The sequence below is a fragment of the Weizmannia sp. WK01 genome (genome assembly GCF_025905465.1).
Taxonomy (GTDB): domain Bacteria; phylum Bacillota; class Bacilli; order Bacillales; family Bacillaceae_C; genus Weizmannia; species Weizmannia faecalis.
Window position 1 is genome coordinate 3131849 of record NZ_CP109616.1, and the last position, 22125, is coordinate 3153973.

19 protein-coding genes and 1 pseudogene are annotated in these 22125 nt (G+C 43.5%); 1 reads left to right on the plus strand and 19 read right to left on the minus strand.

Features of this window, described 5'->3' with window-relative positions:
* Nucleotides 1–881: 881 nt before the first annotated feature.
* The 4 genes from nrdG to OF158_RS14930 form a co-directional block, all read right to left on the minus strand.
* Nucleotides 882–1358 carry an anaerobic ribonucleoside-triphosphate reductase activating protein gene (gene nrdG, locus OF158_RS14915; protein WP_035183446.1) on the minus strand — a complete coding sequence of 159 codons (477 nt, stop codon included), beginning with the start codon at nt 1356–1358 and terminating at the stop codon, nt 882–884.
* Nucleotides 1355–3226 carry an anaerobic ribonucleoside triphosphate reductase gene (locus OF158_RS14920; protein WP_035183445.1) on the minus strand — a complete coding sequence of 624 codons (1872 nt, stop codon included), beginning with the start codon at nt 3224–3226 and terminating at the stop codon, nt 1355–1357. Before OF158_RS14920 ends, nrdG begins: the two co-directional genes overlap by 4 nt.
* Nucleotides 3227–4004: 778 nt before the next feature.
* The gene (locus tag OF158_RS14925; RefSeq protein ID WP_035183444.1) at nt 4005–5084 is read right to left on the minus strand and encodes a PRK06851 family protein; all 1080 of its coding nucleotides are present in this window, start codon (nt 5082–5084) and stop codon (nt 4005–4007) included.
* Between the two features lie 134 nt (nt 5085–5218).
* Nucleotides 5219–6268 (minus strand): 2,3-butanediol dehydrogenase, encoded by a 1050-nt coding sequence (locus OF158_RS14930; RefSeq protein ID WP_264302929.1) that lies wholly within the window; start codon nt 6266–6268, stop codon nt 5219–5221.
* Nucleotides 6269–6716: 448 nt separating this feature from the next.
* On the opposite strand from OF158_RS14930, the gene OF158_RS14935 reads away from it, so the two are divergent.
* Nucleotides 6717–7742: a CdaR family transcriptional regulator gene (locus OF158_RS14935; protein WP_052042148.1), complete on the plus strand. Its 1026-nt coding sequence runs from the start codon at nt 6717–6719 to the stop codon at nt 7740–7742.
* A 239-nt stretch (nt 7743–7981) separates the two neighbouring features.
* On the opposite strand, the gene OF158_RS14940 is transcribed toward OF158_RS14935, so the two are convergent.
* From OF158_RS14940 to OF158_RS15010, 15 genes and pseudogenes are all read right to left on the minus strand, one after another.
* Complete coding sequence (locus tag OF158_RS14940; protein WP_035183442.1) at nt 7982–9127, minus strand: glycerate kinase family protein; 1146 nt, start codon at nt 9125–9127, stop codon at nt 7982–7984.
* Between the two features lie 12 nt (nt 9128–9139).
* On the minus strand, nt 9140–10435 hold the full coding sequence (locus OF158_RS14945; protein ID WP_035183440.1) for a GntP family permease: 1296 nt from the start codon (nt 10433–10435) through the stop codon (nt 9140–9142).
* Nucleotides 10436–11292: 857 nt separating this feature from the next.
* Nucleotides 11293–12213 (minus strand): ribose ABC transporter substrate-binding protein RbsB, encoded by a 921-nt coding sequence (gene rbsB / locus OF158_RS14950; RefSeq protein ID WP_035183439.1) that lies wholly within the window; start codon nt 12211–12213, stop codon nt 11293–11295.
* A gap of 15 nt (nt 12214–12228) precedes the next feature.
* Nucleotides 12229–13173, minus strand: a complete 945-nt coding sequence (gene rbsC / locus OF158_RS14955) for an ABC transporter permease subunit (RefSeq protein WP_035183438.1) — start codon at nt 13171–13173, stop codon at nt 12229–12231.
* Nucleotides 13157–14656, minus strand: a complete 1500-nt coding sequence (locus OF158_RS14960; RefSeq protein WP_014097053.1) for a sugar ABC transporter ATP-binding protein — start codon at nt 14654–14656, stop codon at nt 13157–13159. Before OF158_RS14960 ends, rbsC begins: the two co-directional genes overlap by 17 nt.
* A gap of 46 nt (nt 14657–14702) precedes the next feature.
* On the minus strand, nt 14703–15095 hold the full coding sequence (gene rbsD / locus OF158_RS14965; RefSeq protein ID WP_035183437.1) for a D-ribose pyranase: 393 nt from the start codon (nt 15093–15095) through the stop codon (nt 14703–14705).
* On the minus strand, nt 15095–15976 hold the full coding sequence (gene rbsK, locus OF158_RS14970; RefSeq protein WP_014097051.1) for a ribokinase: 882 nt from the start codon (nt 15974–15976) through the stop codon (nt 15095–15097). Before rbsK ends, rbsD begins: the two co-directional genes overlap by 1 nt.
* Before the next feature lie 2 nt (nt 15977–15978).
* Nucleotides 15979–16956 (minus strand): LacI family DNA-binding transcriptional regulator, encoded by a 978-nt coding sequence (locus OF158_RS14975; protein ID WP_035183435.1) that lies wholly within the window; start codon nt 16954–16956, stop codon nt 15979–15981.
* 493 nt (nt 16957–17449) lie between these two features.
* On the minus strand, nt 17450–17725 hold the full coding sequence (locus OF158_RS14980) for a hypothetical protein (RefSeq protein WP_014097048.1): 276 nt from the start codon (nt 17723–17725) through the stop codon (nt 17450–17452).
* A pseudogene (locus OF158_RS14985) lies at nt 17722–18004 on the minus strand (hypothetical protein). The gene OF158_RS14980 and the pseudogene OF158_RS14985 overlap by 4 nt, the downstream one beginning before the upstream one ends.
* Nucleotides 18001–18894, minus strand: coding sequence for an RpnC/YadD family protein (locus OF158_RS14990; RefSeq protein ID WP_048339777.1), 894 nt, complete (start codon nt 18892–18894; stop codon nt 18001–18003). The pseudogene OF158_RS14985 and the gene OF158_RS14990 overlap by 4 nt, the downstream one beginning before the upstream one ends.
* A 216-nt stretch (nt 18895–19110) precedes the next feature.
* Nucleotides 19111–19599: a pyridoxamine 5'-phosphate oxidase family protein gene (locus OF158_RS14995; RefSeq protein WP_014097045.1), complete on the minus strand. Its 489-nt coding sequence runs from the start codon at nt 19597–19599 to the stop codon at nt 19111–19113.
* A 198-nt stretch (nt 19600–19797) separates the two neighbouring features.
* Nucleotides 19798–20061, minus strand: coding sequence for a hypothetical protein (locus OF158_RS15000; RefSeq protein ID WP_017550090.1), 264 nt, complete (start codon nt 20059–20061; stop codon nt 19798–19800).
* Nucleotide 20062: 1 nt separating this feature from the next.
* Nucleotides 20063–21052, minus strand: a complete 990-nt coding sequence (locus OF158_RS15005) for an RpnC/YadD family protein (protein ID WP_014097043.1) — start codon at nt 21050–21052, stop codon at nt 20063–20065.
* 379 nt (nt 21053–21431) lie between these two features.
* A complete protein-coding gene (locus tag OF158_RS15010) occupies nt 21432–22046 on the minus strand; it encodes a YcnI family copper-binding membrane protein (protein ID WP_014097042.1) in 615 nt (204 codons plus the stop codon).
* Between the last annotated feature and the right edge of the window lie 79 nt (nt 22047–22125).

The window sequence follows — 22125 nt, forward strand, 5'->3', positions numbered from 1 at the left end:
ATCCGTTGAAAGATTTCGGGCTGCCCAAATGAATAAAAGGAAGAAACGGCAGCAACTGCTTTGCGCGTTTCTTCCTTTTTTGTTTCTTCATTCGCCGGAACTGAATGTCCATTTCCTTTTTTATGTATATCTTTTTTTAAACAGTCATCATCGAGTATATTTTTGCCAACCCAAAACCCTGTGCGGGAATCGTTGTAAAACGCTACCCGCACTCGGCGGATCGGTACGACGTGGAATTTAACGTAAGCCTAAACCGGTTATTCGCAAAAATAAATAACATAACTTAAAATGAGTACCCATATAAAATATCCAATGATTGTCCCCGTAACAATTTTCATTGACCTTGTAAAACTTTTCATACAAACTCCCCCATTTGGATAGCGGTTATCCCACTCGTTCGATATACTTTTCTTTACCCTATGGCTGGAGGGTTAAAACAGATAACAGTAGCAATTTGTTTCTTTTATTCCAAAACCGGTAAAATTCTTTCCATTCAGCCAGTATTCTTTCCATCAGTCATTCGACAGCTTTGATTCATGATAAGTGAGGCAATTGAAACAATACTTTAGTATAGTTTTTTAAGATTGATATATTAAAATGTATGGTTCTATTAATCTACCGTTTGGGGAAATCTAGTAAAATCTTCCAATCATTTACTTTATAAAGCAAAAATGTGAGCCTATACCAAGTTAAAGCCATGCATTGCCATTTGGAAATGCGTAGCAAACCTGGCTAAAGATGTGCCAAGAAAAATGATGACGAAGATGACGGATGGTTCCGTTTATAATGAAATCTCTCATCATATTATTCATCCGAACAAGCTAGGTTATACACCGGCAAAAGCGGAGAGATGGCAACCATCTCTCCGCTTTTGCTTTTGATTAAAACGACTTTTCCATTTCCCGCTTTGTTGTTAAATCAATGATCCGCTGATTTCTGCTCCCGCGAAAGGATAAGGTTAAATCACGCTCTGCCAATAGAAACGGGCCATCAACGAGCACATCACAATATCGCAGCAACTCCTGTTGATAGAGATCATCGGAAGCAATTAATTGTTCAAATGTATAGCCTGAGTAAACCCAAATATTTTTTCCCAGTGCTTTTAATCGTTTTGCCACTTCGCATACTTCTCGTGCTTGAAAAAAGGGTTCTCCTCCGGAAAAGGTTACATCTGTCAATGGATTGCCAGCCACTTCTTCAACGACATCTTCAACCGGCATCTCTGTCCCATTATGGATATTCCAACTCCTTGGGTTATGGCATCCCTTGCAAAAGTGCGGACAGCCTGCAAAAAAGATCACGGTTCGCAAACCTTCACCATCAACAACCGAATCGTGGATGATATTCATGACCCTCATTGATGTTTCACCCTTTCACTCTCTTCTGCACGTTTGGCTGAATTCCACCTTTTCATATCGCCAACCAGATAACCGGTTATTCGTCTAATGCGTCCAATCTTATTTTCATCGGCATTGTGGCAAACCGGGCACTCATTATCAATGATTCCCGAATAACCGCAGACGCCGCACTGGTCGACGGGATGATTGATGGCACCATAGCCAATATCATATTGCGCCATGGCTTTTACCAATCGATCCAAAGCACGGACATTTTTTGAAACATCTCCATCACACTCAATATAAGTAATGTGACCGCCATTACACAATTTATGAAAAGAACCTTCAATTTTTATTTTATCAATCGCCTTGATTTTATAGTAAACCGGGATATGGAATGAGTTCGTATAATAGGACCGGTCCGTCACCCCGGGAATTTTTCCAAACTCTTTTTGGTCATTTCGCGTAAACTTCCCTGATAACCCTTCTGCCGGCGTTGCAATTAAGGAAAAGTTTAAATCATAAGTCTCACTTGCTTTGTCCACTTTCTCCCGCATATGCTGAATGATACGATACCCTAATTGATAAGAATCATTGGACTCCCCATGATGTTTGCCTGTCAGTGCAACCAGTGCTTCAGCCAGCCCAATAAAACCAACACTTAATGTGCCATGCTTTAATACTTCTCCTACTTCATCATCCGGTTTTAAGTTTTCGCTATCCTTCCATATATGCTGACCATACAAAAAGGGGAAATTCTTTGCCTGCTTTTTTGCCTGAAAATGAAACCGTTCTAACAATTGTTGAATGGCAAGGTGAAGATAACGATCTAGTATGTTAAAAAATTCACATTCATTTTTAGCAATCAGCGCTATTTTTACAAGATTAATAGAAGTAAAGGACAAATTCCCGCGGCGGATACTATTTTCTTTTCCATGGCGGTTTGCCATCACACGGGTGCGGCAGCCCATATACGCAATTTCTGATTCCGGCGTGCCGTCATAATAGGGACGATTAAACGTGGAATCTATAAAGCTAAAGTTCGGAAATAAACGTTTTGCCGTCGTTTCAAGTGCTAATTGGTATAAGTCATAATTTGGTTCCCCCGGTTCAAAATTAATCCCTTTTTTCATTTTAAAAATTTGAATAGGAAAAATGGGTGTCTCCCCTTTCCCGAGTCCGGCTTTCGTTGCCAACAACATATTTTTTACCAGCAATCGCCCGGCTTTGGACGTATCGGTGCCGTAATTAATGGAGACAAACGGGACTTGCCCGCCCCCACGGGAATGCATCGAATTACAATTATGAATAAAAGCTTCACATGCCTGGTACACATCCCGGTTGGTTTCTTCCCAGGCTAATGCCTCAAGCTCTTCGTTTGTATAGCTGTTGACATAGGTTTTCAAACGTTTTCTATTTTTATGGAAGGTTTTCTCTATGTAAGGCGCAAGATCATAATCAAACATTGGGAAACTTTGTCCGCCATGCTGCATATTTTGATTGGCTTGGAAAATAATTGCTGCTAAAGCCATCGCGCTGCCAATGTCTTTCGGTTCACGCATATACCCATGTCCGGTATTAAATCCACCCTTTAATACTTCGCCCAGCGGAATCTGGCAACATGTTGTCGTACCTGTTACCATAAAATCAAGGTCATGGGGATAAATAAAATTGTCATCAATCGCCCTTACGACCTCTTTACGAAGCAACATTTGCTTTGCATAATATTTGCTGACTTCAGAAGAGATCTTTGACATTTGCCCCATTGGCGAAGATCCATCCATATTTGCATTTTCTTGCATTAAATCATGATTATGTGAAAACACAATCTCATTTAAGGCTTGCAGGGGAAAATCGCCACTGGTTTCTTGTTCATTTTTTGTAATCATTTTACCGATTCTCCTTTCTAACGCACCGGTTTTTGGGCATGAAGAAAACTTGAACGTCCGTTTCTTTGGTGGCACACCATGCATTTTCAATGAAAAAGGGCTGCGGTGTAGTGGCTTAAAATTCCCGCAACATCCTTGGCGAACAACTCGTTCAACCGCGGAATAAACGGCGGCAAAAGCGGTAAAAATTTCATCCTCCGAAACATCAAGTTCTTACCTCTAAAACGCTTCTGATGGGCAATACAGCGGAACAGTTTTGTAGACAGCTCCGGATTTAAACTGGATTCCTTTTCAGACAGATATTGCCTTCTCACCCAAAACACTATATTTAGTATTTATTTTTGAAACAGCCAACTACATATAGTATCCTATCATAGTGTGTTTTGTATTTCAACACAAAATGAGGAGCGTTCCCGGAAAGTACATTTATGATTCGCGTCTTTCTTTTTCTTATACCTGCGGCCAATTTAGGAATCCGTTCCATTTTTAATACGTTGTAGCAACACCGGGGCGCGGGAAACCGGGAAAGTCGTAATATTTTTCAACAAGACGATGGCTCCTCATGTGATGCCTTTCATCAGGCAAATCGGTACCTGAGGAATCGCGTAATGACTTTCATCACTATCTCGAAAAATTGCACTGGCTGCTTTTCATTCCTCTATTGGTGTCGCGTTCACTCGGCATGAGCGTCTACTATGAAAAACACGAACCCTCTCGATGCCTTTCATTTCCTCCCCAAAAAAAGAATGCCGCAATTTCCCGGCGGCATCCCATTTTATCACGATTGCGTTTGCAAACGTTCAGCTTCCTGAATATCTTGGTTGATCTTGAGATAGATCTGATCCACTTTCGCGAAGTCCAGTGCCTCATGGTAGTACATTTCCAGTTCATCATTCAGCACTTTTGCCTCATGCAGCCAAGCGGTTCCTTCTTTCATTTTATCTTTGTACCGCTTATGGGCAGCTTGAATTTCGTTTGCGTATTTTTCATCCGTACCCGGCGTCACCGCAGCCGCGTACATATCGATCACTTCGTCCCCATTTCGCTCAGGGAAATATTCGTGCGGATCGGTACTGTCAAAAATGCAAAACCCGAGTTCCCTGACGATGACCATATCCAGGCTGTTTGGATCAAATCCGCAATGGTAAATCTCAGTCGTGAAACCTTTTTCTGACGCTTTGGACGCAATTTTTCTCAGCATCGTGGATTTGCCGGTGCCGGCCCGCCCTTTTATAAAATAGCGTTTCGATAACCCCTCCGTCAGATTTGGGATAAAGTCAACTGCTCCGTTTGGTGTGGCTGCCCCGAGAAAACGGTGGTACGCCGTTTGGCTCCCGTCCCCGGTTTTCCCGCCAAATAGCTTTTCAATCAGCTGCTGTGTCACCTGGCCTGCTTTTTCAAAGTCCATTTCTTTTAAGTAAATTGCCTCCAAGTCATCATGATGGCGCAAACTTTCCGCAAACGAATGGTACGCAGATTGATAGGCTTCCTGTATACGGCGATTCAGCTCTAATGCATCCCTTTCATATTTGGCGTCCAATGCGTCCTCCAGCATCATAACCGAATCATTTGTTTTCGGTTCAATCACATACGGCGCGTTTCCATCCACGACGCCTGTTTTTAATCCCGGAATCACTACGCCATCCAGCGAATCAGGAGCAGACGGGCAATGAATCAGTTCAAGATCATAACCTTTTTGCTTCCACACTTCCGCCAGTTTTTCCATGATATATGATTTCCCTGTCCTGCCATTTAAAATAAACACGCGATCCAAACCTTGCAAACTTGAATCCAAATAATGCGTAAACCCTTTCCCGGTATTGCCGCCTGCAAAATAGTGCAACACTTTTCCAGCCATATCCCGTCACTCCTCTGTTTGGGTAATTAACGGTTCTCCACATTAGCCTATGCGTCCCGCGAAAAGGTTGTGATTTCTTCTTGCAAAGAAAAGAGCCAGCCCGGAATCAGTCCGGGCTGGCCTCTTTAAACCGTTTATTTCTCCCCGCTCAATTTAACCAAAATTTTCGCCTGGGTTTTGTCTTTGGTCAAAGCTTCGAAACCTTTTTCAACGATTTCTTCCAATTGGATATGGCTAGTAACGACGTCTTGCGGTTTCAATTGGCCGGATGCAATCAGGTTAATCGTTTGTTGGAACGTTTTCTTCGTGTAAACAATTGATGCTGTAACGCTAACACCTGTATTCGTCAACTGCATCGGGTTCCATTCTATCGGACGTGCAAAGATAGAAATGACATCGACAATCCCGCGTGCTTTCGTTGCATCAAGTGCTTGTTTGAAAGTCGGAGCAACGCCGGCCACTTCAAATGACACATCTACGCCACCTGGAACAAGATCACGGATGGTTTGGAAGGCATCTTTTTCCCCGGAGTTAATAATGTCGGTCGCGCCTGCTTTTTTCGCAAGATCCAGACGAGGTTGCGACAAATCCGCTACGATAATCCGGCTTGCACCTGCTGCACGTGCTGCAACAATGGTCAATAATCCGATCGGGCCTGTACCAAAAATCGCAACCGTATCGCCAAATCTTAAACCACTATCTTTCACAGCCTGTACAGCAACCGCGCTAGGCTCAACTAATGCAGCTTCCTCCAAAGACAAGGAATCCGGCACGCGGTAAATATTATTTTCTGGAATGTTGGCGTATGCCGCAAATCCGCCATTGCTATGTAATCCAATAAAAGCGTAGCCGTCATAACGATCGAATTCATCCGGTTTGATTCCGCGGGTAATCGTCGGGTTAATAACAACCCTGTCGCCTGCTTTATACTTGGTAACTTTTGATCCGACTTCTTCAATCACACCGGCAAATTCATGCCCCATCGTGAGCGGCGCTTTTTCACCGGTAAATTCATTTTCTTCGCCAACAGGAATAAATACCGGCCCTTCCTGGTATTCATGCAAGTCACTGCCGCAAATCCCGGCCCATGCTACTTTTACTTTCACTTCATTCTCTTTTAACGGGCGCAATTCAACATCTTCCACACGAATATCTTTTTCTCCGTGCCATACTGCTGCTTTCATTTCTTCCACTCCCTTTGCCAAATTTTCCGCTGAATATCGTTTACCACAAATATTCTATTTTTATAGTAATATTGTTATATATAAATAGCAATTAATACGCTTACATATTTTGGATTTCGGACCAAAACGAGGTAAAATTGGGCTTTTTTATGATTCAATCAGGGAAACAGTTTTTATGAAATATCTTTAAGGATCCGGATTCAATATGCATGATCCCATCGACTTTCACATTCAGGGAAGGTAATCATCTTCTTATCCCCGTGGCCAATTTAATAATTTGGCAATTTTAAAACTTTCGTTTCTCTTTTTGGAATTTGAAATAAACGAAAACAAGCATCTGCCCCGCTCCGGTTTTCATTACACTTTACATATTTTTTACCGGTCATACGCACAAGAAAAAAGCTACCACATGTGCTAAAATGGTTCATAAAAACGGGAGGAAAATGGCGTGGATCAGTGGCTGACGAAGGAACTTGCCCAAAAAATTGTAAAAAAAATGATGCTGGATATTCCCTACAGTATCAATATTATGAATGAAAAAGGTATCATCATCGGCAGTGGCGATCCACAGCGGGTAGGCACCTTGCACCAGGGCGCGGTAAAGGCGCTGAAAACCGGGAAGATGGTTGAAATTTACGATGATCATCGATACGAGAAAAAAGGCACAAACGAACCGCTCGTTGTAAACAGTCAGCCGGTTGGCGTGATCGGAATCACTGGTGATCCGCAAGCCGTCCGCCCCTTTTGCAAACTTGTCAAAACAGCCGTGTCTTTGTTGATTGAACAAAATATGCTCATGGGGAACCAGGAAGCCGAACGGAATCGGAAAGCCGCTTTTCTTGAAACCATCCTGAATGAAAAGAAAAACTACCCGCAAGAACTGATACAGGAAGCGGAACGTTATCGTATTCACCTGCATGAAGAAAACAGCGTGGTCCTCGTGAAGCCAAAGGAAAAAAGCAGCCGCTTCGAAACGATATATAAGCCCTTCCCTTTTTTCAAAAAACCAAATGAAAATCTGTATATCCTCATTTTGCAAAATCGAAAAGATATTCAAAAGATAGCTGAAAGCATATGGACATTCGATCCGCTTGCCATTGTCGCCGCCGGCCTGCACGGTTTGAATATTGCTTCCGGTTATCGCCAGGCAAAACTTTGTCTGTCCGTTTGCGAAAAGCTTCATTTACAAAACCGGTTTTTCGATTACGCTGATTGGAAATTTCCTGCTGAATTGTCTCAAACCCGCATTTTTCAGGAAACCTTTGAAGAAACCTTGAATTTGCCCGATCTGTATTTAGAAACTTTAACGGCTTTTATCAGCCATAATGGCAATCCTGCGGAAACGGCCCGGGCGCTGATGATTCACCGGAATACGCTGTATTACCGTCTCGGCAGGATTAAAGAATTGACAGGAAAAAATCCATTTCTACTGTTTGATCTGTTCGAACTGACATACCGGTTGCTGCGCAGGTGAAAAGCACAGCCTTTTTGCGGTCTGCGCTCGTTTGCGACTTTGTATGGAGGCTATGGGTTGTACAATGGCTAATATCCAGTACCGGAATTTTTAACGACATCCATTGGTTTGTATCATCAGGGTGTCTATCTTGAAAATATACGCCGGCTGATTTTTTTGATGGTGCCGCGTTCACTGTGGCATGGGCGTCTCATCACCGTTAACTCTTGAAGTCGTTTCGTGAAAATATGACACGCCCTTTACTGCTTCGCTTGCACGAGGAGACGCGCGATATTTTCGCATGTTCTCTCAATATTTGCAGCACCCGTTTGCAAAGCGTCTTCAAGCGCCATTGGGTAGGGCAGGATGCCAAAGATCGCATCAATGCCTTTTTCATATAAAACATCAATTTGTTCCCCGACATAACCGGCAACAGCAATCACGGGTTTCCCATGTTTTTTTGCTGCCTGGGCCACGCCATAAGGGGTCTTCCCGAACTGCGTCTGGAAATCGATGCTGCCTTCGCCGGTCAAAACGATATCAGCATCTTTTACTTTTTGCTCCAATCCGGTGTATTCCACGACAAGCTCGATACCGCTTTTTAACCTGGCACCCGCGAACACCATCAGACCGGCACCGAGGCCGCCTGCAGCCCCTGCCCCCGGGACCTCCGCAACATCTTTGCCAAGCTGTTCTTTAATGATGGCGGCATAATGCGAAAGGTTGGCATCCAAGAGCGCAACCATTTCTTTCGTCGCGCCTTTTTGCGGCCCGAATACATGGGAGGCGCCATTTTTCCCGCATAAAGGATTGGTAACGTCGGATGCGACAAAAATTTGCACCTCTTTCAAGCGCGGATCAAGGCCGCCCAAATCAATTTCCGCCAAATCTCCGAGTGCACCGCCGCCAAACGGAAGCATCCTGCCCCTTTCATCTAAAAATTTTGCGCCGAGCGCCTGTGCCATCCCGGCGCCCCCGTCGTTTGTGGCACTGCCGCCAATGCCGATCAGAATCTGTTTTACTTTTTTGTCCAGACAGGCTTTAATCAGTTCTCCGGTGCCGTAGGTTGTGGTAACCAACGGATTTTTCGTTTCTTTTGTAACCAAATGAATGCCGCTTGCAGATGCCATTTCAATTACTGCCGTTTCCCCGTCTCCGAGAATCCCGTAACCGGCCGTGACCGGATGTCCAAGCGGCCCTGTGACGGCTTGCTGATAAATCGTTCCGCCTGTTGCATCCACCAGCGATTGAACCGTTCCTTCTCCGCCGTCTGCCATTGGCACCTGAATGCAAACGGCATCCGGAATCGCTTTTTTAATCCCCGCTTCCATTGCGGCACATACCTCTTTTGCCGTCATGCTTTCTTTAAACGAATCCGGTGCTAATAAAAAAACTGGATTTTTCATCATTTCACCCCATTAAAATAGAAATCCGTATAAAACGGTTGCCACAATCGCCATCGTTCCCCCGACAAGTGCCTCGTACGGAACGACGCTCATTCTTTCTTTTATGGACATATTCATGCTGCTGCCTGTGACATGAAAGTAATTTCCCTGCGGCAGCTGGTCAATGACTGTAGCACCGGTATGAACCATTGCCGCAGCTGCAATCGGAGCAGTCCCCATGTCCAGAATCGCTTTGCTGAATGAACCGGTTGCCAGGATGACCCCTGTTGAAGTGGAAGCTGTAGCTGCCGCCATTAAAATACCGGAAATGGGCGCCAGGAACGTCCCCGAGATGCCGGATGCTTTAATCAGTGCCACCACCTCAGTCGAAAGATTGGAAGCAGAAATGAGCCCGGCAATGGCACCGGCTCCGATTAAAATCAGCACGGTTGCCGTCATATTTTGCAGGCCGGACGCTGAATAAGCCAGAATTTGTTTATGGTGGCCCATGGCGATCATTCCCAGAACACCGGCAATCGGTAAGATATACATGGCATCCACTTTAAATGAAGCCAGTACAGAGATATGAAAAATCTCACCGATTGGATTGATCATCAACAATACAATTGCAACAACCGGGGCGACGATTGCCCGCCTTAATGAAGGAAGATCACGGTTGTTGTGATCTGTTTCAATCATATCAGATGCAGTGATTTTTACGCCTTTGTGTTTGACTAAAGTTGCCACAAGGACCGTAACGGCCAAGCCAAAAACAGCCGGAATAAAATCGTAAATCATTAAACGGCTCAATTCCACATGAAACCCATGTGCCGCTGCAATTGTATTCGGATTTGGCGATATCACGTTCCCCGCTTTGCCGCCCCCGGAAAGCGCCAGTAAAAGGGCAAGCTTTGAAATGCCCATTTTCTTTCCGACTGATAATGCGATCGGGGCCACAATTAAGACTGCAACGGGGATAAATACACCCACTGCCGTAATCACCATTGTTGCAAGGGCAAGGGATAAAATGGCTTTTCCTTCGCCAAACTGATTGACAATGGCTTGTGCAATTGTCTCAGCCGCTCCCGATTTCATCATTGTCCCGGCCAATATACCGGCGGCAAGAACCCGGATCACCGTTCCCATCACACTTTGTGTACCGGCAACCAGTATATTCACCGTATCTTCAAGGTTCGCTCCTCCAATCAGCGCTCCCAAAATTGCGCCTAAAAACAATGCATATACGGGATTCAACTTTTTTAAAATAAGAATAATGGCAATCGCCAGCCCGATCAATGCACCGATCCAGCTGATTGTAACACCGCCCATGATGTAGCCTCCTTTGCTGTTTGTCTTTATAATAGTGAAACCCTTTTCAAAATAAAATTGGAAAAGAAGAGAATTTTCTTGTGCATATGCACAAATCCAGGGTAGAAGTGATTGAATTCCTTCTGCGTGATAAACTGCCACAATGGGACGCACAGCTGGTGAAGGATTCTCCCACCTGCATTTCAATACCATTTGTCTTTCATAAAAATGATGAAGGACGTTTTTCATTACGTTTCTTTGCATTTGTCCTTCATAACATGGATGACAGACATTTCAAACCTGGATCCAGACCAATTTGTCCTTCATGAACTCGATGAAGAACATTTCACGCTAAGCTTCAGAACAATTTGTCTTTCATGAACCCAATGAAGGACATTTCCGGCCGAGTTTCAGAACAATTCGTCTTTCATGAACCCGATGAAGGACGTTTCACACTTGGATCCAAAGCATTTTGTCTTTCATTACACGGATGAAGGACATTTCACGCGTGGATTCAAAACATTTTGTCTTTTATCACCCTAATGAAAGACATTTCCCGGCCAAACTCAAAAAATAGTAACCTTCATCCCAATTGGTAAACTATCTAAACATCAAAACAGCACCCTCTTATTAGGATGCTGTTTTAGTCTGGCTATCGCCCATCTCATTCCAGGTGCGGTATAAAGGCCAGACTCTATCACCTAAATATTCATTTGTCTCTGACTCTGCGGCTTTGTAAATTATGTAAATGGAAAACAGAATCAAGTGCCAAAGGATGTAGATCAAAAATTTTACAGCAGAATATTTGACAAAGATTAAATAATCCTGCTGAACGAACCAGATACGCAAGGAGATCCAGTCCGTTCAGCAGGACAAACTTATTTTTCCTTTACCAATTTTAACGGCACAGCAATACGTCTTTTTCCTTTTTTCCCTTTTAATATTTTTGAAGCAGCCTGAACGGCCTCTTCTCCGATCAGTACAGGCTGTTGGGCGACTGTCGCACTCAACTGCCCTTGTTTAACAGCTTTTAATCCATCATCCGTTCCGTCAAATCCCACCACAATTATATTTTTTCCTGAACTTTTAATCGCTTGGATGGCCCCTAAAGCCATTTCATCATTTTGGGCAAAAACAGCCTGGATGTCTTTGTGCCCTTGCAAAATATTTTCCATTACGTTCATGCCCTGCGTACGGTCAAAATTAGCTGTTTGTTTCGTAACAATATTTAATTCTTTATCTGCAATGGAGTCAAATCCCTGTCCCCGTTCACGTGAAGCAGATGCACCGGGTGTTCCCTGCAACTCTGCAACTTTTGCATCTTTCCCAACCTTGCTTATGATATAGTTTGCTGCCATCTTTCCGCCTTTCACATTATCTGAAGCAACTAAAATTTCCACTTTCCCCTTATCTGCAGACCGGTCAAGCGTAATCACCGGAATGCCGATGTGATTCGCGCTTTCAACTGCGGATGAGACAGCCGCAGAGTCTACCGGATTGATAAGTAAAATATCTACACCTTGCTGGATAAGATCTTCTATATCATTAATTTGCTTAGCGGAATCATTTTGGGCATCTGCCGTAATCACTTTCATTCCCTTTTTCTTTGCTTCCTGGAGCACACCGTTTTTCAATGAAACAAAGAAAGGATTATCCAAGGTAGAAACACTTAAGCCGATTTTCATATCCTTTAATTCTTTATGATGGCCCGGTTTTGCCCATGATGGCGGTTCCATGGAACAAGCAGCTAAAGACAATATAAGCAAACATACAGTCATCATTTTCATCATCTTTTTCATCATCTGCACCCCGCTTTACGATTTTTTCCGGTCAATTAAGACAGCAATTAAAATGACGACCCCTTTTACGACCTGTTGATAAAAAGAAGAGACTCCCAGAATGTTTAATCCATTGTTTAATGTACCAATAATAAGTGCGCCGACCAGTGTGCCGAAAATTCTTCCTTTGCCGCCTGACAGACTTGTCCCGCCTAAGACAACCGCTGCAATCGCATCCATTTCATAAGAAGTGCCTGCTGTCGGCTGGGCCGAATTGAGACGCGAAGTTAAAATGGACCCGGCAAGTGCTGCCAATAACCCTGCCAGACTGTAGATTAACCACTTTACCCGGTCCACTTTAATCCCGGAAACAAGAGCAGCTTTTTCATTTCCGCCCACTGCATATGTTTTTCTACCAAAAGAAGTTTTGTGCAAAATAAACCATAAAATGAAAAATGTGATGACCATCGTAATGTCCGGGACCGGAATGCCTAAGAAATAGCCGCGGCCAAACAGCTGGAATGCGAAGTTGTCACCAAGTCCGGTAATTGGATTTCCGTTTGTATATACCATTGTCAAACCGCGGTATATCGTCATGGTAGCCAATGTTGCAATAAACGGGGCGACTTTTCCTTTTGTAATAAACAAACCGTTCACAGCGCCCAACAGCGCACCGATCAAGGCTGAAAGAACGATTGCTAGAAGGGGATTCAGACCTGCAACAATCATTCCTGCCATGAGGGCACTGGATAATGCCAGCGTTGAACCAACAGATAAATCGATTCCGCCGGTTAATATCACAAAAGTCATGCCAAATGCAATCAATCCGTTAATCGATACTTGCCGCAATAAGTTGAGCAAATTCAAAGGAGCAATAAATGAAGGATTTAAAATGGCAACAACAATAAATAACAAGATAAAAGCAAGTAATGGACCGAGTTTTTGCAGAACAACCGTGCTTCTTTTAGTTGCTTGTTCCATGTTTTTTTCCTCCCGTCGCTAAGAACATGATATTCTCTTGTGTAGCTTCCGCTTTGTCCAATTCGCCGGCAATTTCTCCTTCATGAATAACAAGAACCCGGTCACTCATCCCAAGGATTTCCGGTAATTCAGAGGAAATCATGATGATGGCCATACCCCTTTCCGTTAATTCATTCATCAAATAGTAGATTTCACGTTTTGCGCCTACATCAATTCCTCTTGTCGGTTCATCAAGAATCAATACTTTTGGAGCTGTTCCAACCCACTTTGCAAGAACCACCTTTTGTTGGTTACCACCCGATAGATCTCCGGCAACTGTTTCTGAAGAGGAGGTTTTAATTTGCAGCCTCTGAATCATCATGTCAACAAATGATTTTTCGTCAGCCGCTTTTATCACGCCATTTGGAGCAAAGCTTTCCAAGTTTGACAGCGCAATATTGTCGCGAATGGTAAAGTCAAGAATCAGCCCCTCATCTTTCCGGTTTTCTGTGATAAAAGCAATGCCTTTTTGTACCGCATCACTTGGATTTTTGATCCGGACCTTTTTCCCTTCAATAAAAATTTCGCCGGCATCGTAGGGATCAATGCCAAACAATGCGCGCATAATCTCTGTTCTGCCTGCCCCCATTAACCCTGCAACTCCAAGGATTTCCCCGGACCGGACCGAAAAATGGATATCCTTGAATTTTTGCCGGCTGGAAAAATGGCGGACTTCTAAAATCGTATTTCCTTGACGGGCTGTTCTTTGTGGAAATTGTTCTTCTAAATCACGGCCCACCATTTTTTTAACGACTTCCTGATAACCGGTATCTTTCGTCCGTTTTGTATCGACTGTTTTACCATCCCGCATCACTGTAATTCTGTCGCTGATTTGAAAAATTTCATCCATTCTGTGAGAAATATAGACGATCGAAACATGATTCTTTTTCAGTGATTCGATGACAGAGAATAAAGATTGAATCTCACGGTCGGTTAAAGCAGCCGTTGGTTCATCCATAATCATGACTTCAGCATCTGTAAGCAAGGCTTTCGCAATTTCAATCATTTGTTGTTCCCCCACCGAACAGGCACCGGCCAGCCGGTCAAATGGCAAGGAAATGTTTAAACGATCGAACACACCCTTTGCTAGCGCTTTCATTTCCTTCGTTTTTAAAACGCCAAAGGGACGTGTTATTTCTCTTCCGATAAATAAATTTTCAAGGACAGTCATTTCCGGCCAAATATTTAATTCCTGATGAATGAATGCAATGCCGGCCTGTTCCGCCTCTTTTGGATTTTGAAAAAGTGTTTCTTTGCCATCAATAATAATTTTGCCTTTATCTTTTTGATGGAGGCCAGTTAAAATATTCATTAAAGTTGATTTTCCAGCACCATTTTCCCCCATTAATGCATGGACCTCGCCGGGCAACAGCGAAAAATTTACACCTTCAAGCACCTTATTGGCACCAAAAGATTTATAGATGTCATGCATTTCAATTTGCATCGGGTTCCCTCCCTTTATTTTTGGCATCCCTTACTTTGTCGCATGCTTAGAAAAAAACACCCGCCTGTAAAATACAATTTGAATAAGCCGTCATTTCCCCGGTACGGATCACCGCTTTTGCTTTTTCTATCATTTTTTTAAAATCCTCATGTGGAACGAATGCTATCAAATTCGGAAACTGTTCATTTAAAAACGCCAGCTGGTCCGGGTTTCCGTCTTTCACTTCTTCTGCCGCAATGACTTTTTCTATCACCATGTCATCACAGACAGCCTTGACCACACTTTTAAACGAAGGGGTTCCCGGAGTTAATGCAAGGTCAATTTTCGGAACGCCTTTAGGAACCGGCAGTCCGGCATCGGCAATCACAAGCCAATCTGTATGTCCCAGGTCCGCCAAGACTTTTGTAATCGAGCTGTTCAACATTCCGTGCTTTTTCATCATCTTTTCCTCCCGTCTACTTCTTCGCGGGTGGGCATGCCGCCTTGTGCCCCGAATTTTGTCACCGACAACGAGGCAGCACGGTTTGCAAACAGGAGCGCTTCTTTTATTTCTTTCCCTTCTGCAACGGCTACTGCAAATGCGGCATTAAAAGTATCACCGGCTCCAGTGGTATCCACTGTTTCAACTGGAAAACTTGGCACGACAATCTCTTCTCTTCCGTCATAAAATCTTGCCCCGTTTTTCCCTTCTGTAATGATTAACTGGTTTGGATGCCGTTTTAATGCTTCGGACCTGTCTATCCCGTTGAAAAGGAAATTGCACTCATGCTCATTTGGCGTCAAGTATGCTGTTTTTTCAAGAATGGCTGGGGAAATTTTTCGTGCCGGTGCAGGGTTTAACAAGAGCGGAATCTGTTTTTTTTCACAAAGTTTCGCGACATATTCAACCGTTTCATATGGAATTTCTTGCTGGATTAAGACAATAGAAGAGCCTTCAAATGCTTCTTTTGCCTTTTCCACATAATCCGGTGTAACAAAATCGTTTGCTCCCTTGATAAAAATAATACTGTTGTCCCCTTCCGCCAACGTAATATGCGCGGTACCGGAACTGCAATGTGTAACCGGTTCCACATATTGTGTAGAGACATGATTTTGACGCAAATTTTCAATTAAGGCCGGACCATACACATCATCCCCAACACAGCCAACCATGTTTACCTTTGCCCCAAGCCTTGCCGCAGCAACGGCCTGATTTGCTCCCTTTCCGCCCGGCACCGTCTTAAATGAGTGCCCTAAAATGGTTTCTCCTGCCTGTGGCCTTCTGTCAGCTGTCACGACGAGATCCATTGAGATGCTTCCGACCACTGTAATTTGCACCATTTCTATCCGCCTTCCTTTCTTGTTGTTTCCCTGTCTTTAAATGCAATCGAGAGTTTGATCTTCTTTTTCAAATTTGTCTGTTGATGCATGCATTCCAGCAAAAGTTTGGCAGCTTCCATTCCCATCTCATAAGCCGGCTGATGAATGGTAGAAAGCGCAGGGTATACAAGCTGGCTGATGGGAATATCGTCAAAGCCGATGATTTGCAGTCCATCGGGAATTTTTTTCCCTCTTGCCAATGCCTCCCGCAAGACAGCTGCAGCCACCATATCATTGGCTGCAATGATTCCATCTGTATCCGGGTAACAGTCAAACAGCTGCTTTGCTGTTTCAAGGGCATGATGATACGAAAACGCGGTGTTCAATACTTGAAACCTTGCACTGGACCGGCCAAGTTCAGTTAACGCCGCCAAAAACCTTTCCTGGGCAGTGCGCAAATGATGCGGTCCTCTCATCAGTGTGATATTGCGGCTTCCCCGTTCGAGCAAAATTTGCGCAGCCAATTTTCCCCCAGCTTCCTGATCCGCGCAAACGGAAGGAAAGTCATCCTGAATTCGGTCTAGCAATACAACAGGAATGTCCAAACCGGCCCACTGTGAGATGTCATCGCTTGATGTACTGATAATCCCCATCACATTATGCTGTGAAAAGGCTTCTATATAATTCACTTCCTTCTCACGGCTTTCATCACTATTGCCAATCATGACATGGTACCCTTCTTCCTGGAAGAAATCCTCCACGCCCCTGGCAATCTCGGGGAAAAAAGGGTTTGTAATATCCGGGATAACAAGACCGATCAGCTTCGATTGATGGTGATAAAGTGAACGGGCCACTTCGTTTGGTTTGTACGCTAATTTCCGGATGGCAGCCTCAACTGCCTTCCGGGTATTTTCATTGACATATCCCTTTCCGTTCAGCACGCGGGATACCGTCGCCACCGACACACCCGCTTCACTTGCCACATCTCTGATCGTTGCCAAATGCCTCACCTTTCCTGTGTAACCGGTTACAGACAGTATAATATATCTCGCGAAAAAATTCAATCCATACACGGTGATTTTAATGAGCTCCAAACAGCAATGGAATTTTCTTTGTTTAAAAGATTGCTTATAAGCGCGTGCCCAGATTTGAAAAAGTGCTAGGGACTTAAGCTCCGGTCATGGCAAGGTAACGGACTGCCTCCCGCAAGAAACAGCCCGTTTTTAACGGATACCTGACTTCCAGCTTATGCATGTTCCAATCGCTGTTTTATTTTTTTCTACTTCTGTGTGGCTGAGCTCGTTCATGTCAACAATCAATTGTGGCTCCACGCCATTCTTGAGCATCCCGGTCACAATGGTTTGTAAGAATGCCTTTCTGCCCTTCCTTATACTCCTTTTTCAAATAATTCTTTAAATCCCTCCTTAAATCCCTCTTTAAACCCATCTTTAAATCCCTTTTCATACCCGAGGTCATAATAATAGTTCGGCAAGTCTAAAACAACTTCTTTTCCATCCACACCAGGCAGCCTGACTTCCATCTTATGAATGCTCCAATTGTTGTTTTATTTTTTCCACTTCTCTCTGGCTCAGGCCAGTTTTTTCCACAATTAATTGAAGCTCCATACCCTCCTGCAACATTTTGATGGCAATTGGGATCGTTTGCAAAAAATTCTTTTCTTTTTTCTTCTCTCCCCCTTCTTATGCCGCGGTCAAAATAGGGATTCGGCAGCTTCAATACTTGCTCTGCTTCGTCATAACTCGGGTTCAAGGCTTTCCCCCTTCTATCTGCCTTTTGATTTTCATGATCTCGTCTTCACTCAAGCCAGATGCCTGGACAATGACCTTCACATCCACTTGATTTTTTAGCAAGTTAACAATAAATCTTCTTAACCTTTTTTCCTTCTTCTCTTTCTTCTTCTCTTTCTTCTTCTCTCCCCTTCTCTACTCCTATTTCAATTCCTTCCTCTTTCCCCTTCTTATACCCGCGGTCAAAGTAAGAATTCGGCAATTTCAATACTTGCTCCGCCTCATCATAACTCTGATTCAAGGCTTTTCCCCTTCTATCTGCCTTTTGATCTTCATGATCTCGTCTTCACTCAAGCCGGATGCTTGGGCAATGACTTTTACATCCACTCGATTTTTTAGTAAATTGATAATCAATCGTTCTCTTTCTTCTTCTCTTCCCTTCTTATACCCGCGATCAAAATAGGAATTCGGTAATTTCAATACTTGCTCTGCTTCGTCCGGATCCAGCATTTTAATGTTTTCCATTACTTCCGCCTCCTCTTTTTCGTTCAATTTTAAATAATAATCAAAGAAACCGTATAGCAGCCTCATTTTTGCAGGGTCGAGTTCCATCCGGGCCAGCATCCGCAGAAACTCCAGTTTGACCTGCACCCGTTCTTTTTCTGTATACCCCATTTTGCTTAATAATGCCGCAGCAACAGGGTTGTTGCTCCGGATATAATTTCTCCAATTTTGCTTCATCAGATGAATGGATAAATAGTGAAAACGAAGAATTTCAATGTTGTGGAACGCAAAGGTGTACGTATCAGGGGTTTCTGTTTTCTCCTCGTAACTAAAAACGGCAATCGGCAATACCGGTTTCCGGTGCCGCAGACTGATCATCATGTAATAACGAAACATGCGTTCAGGAAAAGGTTTCTCGTAATACGACTGCGGCTCTACATGGATGAGAATCACCGTGTCTTTCCCTTTTACCTTCGTTTCGGCAAGGATGTCAACCCGTTTTTGCTCACCGCCCGGAAAGTCCGTAAACTGTTCCTGCGACAAAAACCTCACCCGGCGGTAGTCAAGATCCGTTGACACATCCGGAAAAAACGCCTCCATAAACTCCTGAAAAAAGTTTTGGATCAGCTCTTTAAAAAAACGATCATGCACGTGATAACCGGCATGTTTTTCCATTACAAGTTCCAATGGCAGCACTCCTTTTCTTATTTTTCAGTTTTATTTTAGAGGACGATTGTCCCTATTTCAATACCGACTATATAAGTTGAACTAAACATTTACTACTTCTCTATATGTTACCAAAATCAATGTCAATCGTGATCGCCATTGATTTTGGCACGAAAAACTTAAGTTCATTTTATATAGCAGAGATACAGGGAAGCCGGACTAACCGGCTCTTCTGTATTATTTAAATTTCAAAGTTTCGTTTAAATGGTCATCATCGGTCTCATTGCCAACCACTCTGTTAAAGAAATGAATGACCATCTTCGCGAAGTTTCCGGAATCCCAGTACTCGGCAGATTTCACATTCACTTTTAGCAATATTACGTTTGGATCATCGTAACTCGTTTTCAAGAGTTTCTCATAACCGGCGCTCCAATATTCTTTCTTCTTTGCGGGGTCTTCGACAATCTCGGCAGTGCCGCGGACGGACACATAAGACTTTCCAGCGTAGGTAACATTTACTTCACGGTTGTGTAAAATTTCATGAAACTTATCCGTATCTTTTTTTGTGAAAAACCACAAATCTCCATCAAACTCAACATCTTGCGTCTTCATTGGGCGTGCGACAAGGCCTTTGTCCGACATTGTAGTCAGCATGGCTGTGTCAATATCTTTTATTAATTCCCGTAGCTTGGAGACTGCTTCCCTATTTTGTTCAGCATTTCCCATGTCATCACCTCATTCTTTTACTTAAATTATTCCCTTAGGAACTTTGAAAAAACCGCAAACCATGGTCTTTTTAAATGAGTTTGAGTAACAGGGGTCTATCAGAGAAGACGAATTTCTTCACTTTCCAATCTGTTTTTATTTTTATGGGTTTACAATCAAACAGGTGATAAGAAGGGGCTATTGCTCCTACCCCTCTATCTACCTTTTGATTTTCATGATCTCGTCTTCACTCAAGCCGGATGCTTGGGCAATGACCTTCACATCCACTTGATTTTTTAGAAAGTTGATAATCAATCGTGTTCTTTCTTCTTCTCTTCCCTCCTTTACTCCTTCTTTAAATCCTTCTTTAAATCCTTCTTTAAATCCCTCTTTAAATCCTTTTTTATACCCGAGGTCATAATAATAGTTCGGCAAGTCTAAAACAACTTCTTTTCCATCCACACCAGGCAGCCTGACTTCCATCTTATGAATGCTCCAATTGTTGTTTTATTTTTTCCACTTCTCTCTGGCTCAGGCCAGTTTTTTCCACAATTAATTGAAGCTCCCTACCCTCCTGCAACATTTTGATGGCAATTGGGATCGTTTGTAACATTTCTTTTCTCTCTTCTTCTCTCCCCTTCTCTACTCCTATTTCAATTCCTTCTTCTCTTCCCTTCTCTACTCCTATTTCAATTCCTTCTTCTCTGCCTTCCTCTTTCCCCTTCTTATACCCGCGGTCAAAATAGGAATTCGGCAATTTCAATACTTGCTCTGCTTCGTCCGGATCCAGCATTTTAATGTTTTCCATTACTTCCGCCTCCTCTTTTTCGTTCAATTTTAAATAATAATCAAAGAAACCGTGTAACAGCCTCATTTTTGCAGGGTCGAGTTCCATCCGGGCCAGCATCCGCAGAAACTCCAGTTTGACCTGCACCCGTTCTGTTTCTGTATACCCCATTTTGCTTAATAATGCCGCGGCAACAGGGTTGTTGCTCCGGATATAATTTCTCCAATTTTGTTTCATCAGATGAATGGATAAATAGTGAAAACGAAGAATTTCAATGTTGTGGAACGCAAAGGTGTACGTATCAGGGGTCTCTGTTTTCTCCTCATAACTGAAAACGGCAATCGGCAATACCGGTTTCCGGTGCCGGAGACTGATCATCATGTAATAACGAAACATGCGTTCAGGAAAAGGCTTTTCGTAATACGACTGCGGCTCAACATGGATGAGAATCACGGTGTCTTTCCCTTTTACCTTCGTTTCGGCGAGGATGTCAACCCGTTTTTGCTCACCGCCCGGAAAGTCCGTAAACTGTTCCTGCGACAAAAACCGCACCCGGCGGTAGTCGAGATCCGCTGAAAGATCCGGGAAAAAGGCATCCATAAACTCCTGAAAAAAGTTTTGGATCAGCTCCTTAAACAAACGGTCATGCACGTGATAACCGGCATGTTTTTCCATTACAAGTTCCAATGGCAGCACTCCTTTTCTTATTTTTCAGTTTTATTATAAAGGACAAACGTTCGTTTTTCAATACTCATTTTTGCGTTTATCTCCCAATTTTTTAGAACGACTCACGTACATAAACAGAATCTGCCCGATTAGCCGTTTCTGTTAAGGAAATGGGTAGCCAATCCAGGATATTGTAAACGGGGACCGCCTAAGCCTTTCACGCGATCCTTGTACTGCTGCTGATTACCACCTTTTCCGCCTGCACTTATTTGTTTTACCGAAAACGGGACTTAAATATGTGATATATAGCGGGAAACTTTTGCTTTACCGCTTTTCTGCCATTTACAATCCATGGAAGAAAACAGCGCCTGCCACCCTGAGCGATGACCGGCGCACATTATTACTTTTTCCGAAAGGCCATGATCAAGGCAACCAGTGATAGCACAACCGATACGATTGACAAGATGAGCGGCAGGGTGTTGGATGAAGAGCCGGATGTTTTGTCGTCGTTGGTTGTTGTATCATGGGTTTGGGCTTGACCGGTGTCCGAACCTTTTACTATTTTTGTAATTGAATGGGGGTTGTCGCCGTTTTTGTCCTGCGTCCACTCGACAATACTGCCGTCTTTGTAATATTGGTACGCATCCCAGGCGATTTCGGTCTCACGATTCGGGTTTGTAGCAACAATTGTAAACTGCTGGAACTGTCCCGGTAAAATGCCTTTTCCATCAGCCTTGAAAGTAAAGGTCTTGGTTTTTCCGTCTGAACCTTTTTCAGCTGAATAGGTCCAACCCGGCACCGGTTCATATGATTCAATTTCGACGCCCTTTGGTGTTTTAATTGTGACTTTGGTCGTTGGAATATTTTTTTCTGTCGGCACTTTAATCGTATAGGTTTCCCACGCGCCGGTTGTAGATGTGGCCGGGCTCACGGTTACGTGGGCACTTGCTACACCTGCAAACAGAAATAAACCGAAAAATGCCGGCAGCACGACTCTGGCAAACTTCTTCAACATTTTTCCTTTTCTCCTTTCATTGGAACCACTTTTTGAACGCCGTCTTTCCCTCTCAGTCAGGCTGGCTTGCGACACGAAT

Coding starts and splice junctions, on each gene's coding strand:
- OF158_RS14995 (WP_014097045.1), bottom strand. CDS start 19,599: ATGGGAAATGCTGAACAAAATAGGGAAGCAGTCTCCAAGCTACGGGAA.
- OF158_RS14940 (WP_035183442.1), bottom strand. CDS start 9,127: ATGAAAAATCCAGTTTTTTTATTAGCACCGGATTCGTTTAAAGAAAGC.
- OF158_RS15010 (WP_014097042.1), bottom strand. CDS start 22,046: ATGTTGAAGAAGTTTGCCAGAGTCGTGCTGCCGGCATTTTTCGGTTTA.
- OF158_RS14925 (WP_035183444.1), bottom strand. CDS start 5,084: ATGGCTGGAAAAGTGTTGCACTATTTTGCAGGCGGCAATACCGGGAAA.
- OF158_RS15000 (WP_017550090.1), bottom strand. CDS start 20,061: ATGGAAGTCAGGCTGCCTGGTGTGGATGGAAAAGAAGTTGTTTTAGAC.
- OF158_RS14945 (WP_035183440.1), bottom strand. CDS start 10,435: ATGGGCGGTGTTACAATCAGCTGGATCGGTGCATTGATCGGGCTGGCG.
- rbsC (WP_035183438.1), bottom strand. CDS start 13,173: ATGGAACAAGCAACTAAAAGAAGCACGGTTGTTCTGCAAAAACTCGGT.
- rbsB (WP_035183439.1), bottom strand. CDS start 12,213: ATGAAAAAGATGATGAAAATGATGACTGTATGTTTGCTTATATTGTCT.
- OF158_RS14930 (WP_264302929.1), bottom strand. CDS start 6,268: ATGAAAGCAGCAGTATGGCACGGAGAAAAAGATATTCGTGTGGAAGAT.
- nrdG (WP_035183446.1), bottom strand. CDS start 1,358: ATGAGGGTCATGAATATCATCCACGATTCGGTTGTTGATGGTGAAGGT.
- rbsK (WP_014097051.1), bottom strand. CDS start 15,976: ATGGTGCAAATTACAGTGGTCGGAAGCATCTCAATGGATCTCGTCGTG.
- OF158_RS14920 (WP_035183445.1), bottom strand. CDS start 3,226: ATGATTACAAAAAATGAACAAGAAACCAGTGGCGATTTTCCCCTGCAA.
- OF158_RS14960 (WP_014097053.1), bottom strand. CDS start 14,656: ATGCAAATTGAAATGCATGACATCTATAAATCTTTTGGTGCCAATAAG.
- rbsD (WP_035183437.1), bottom strand. CDS start 15,095: ATGAAAAAGCACGGAATGTTGAACAGCTCGATTACAAAAGTCTTGGCG.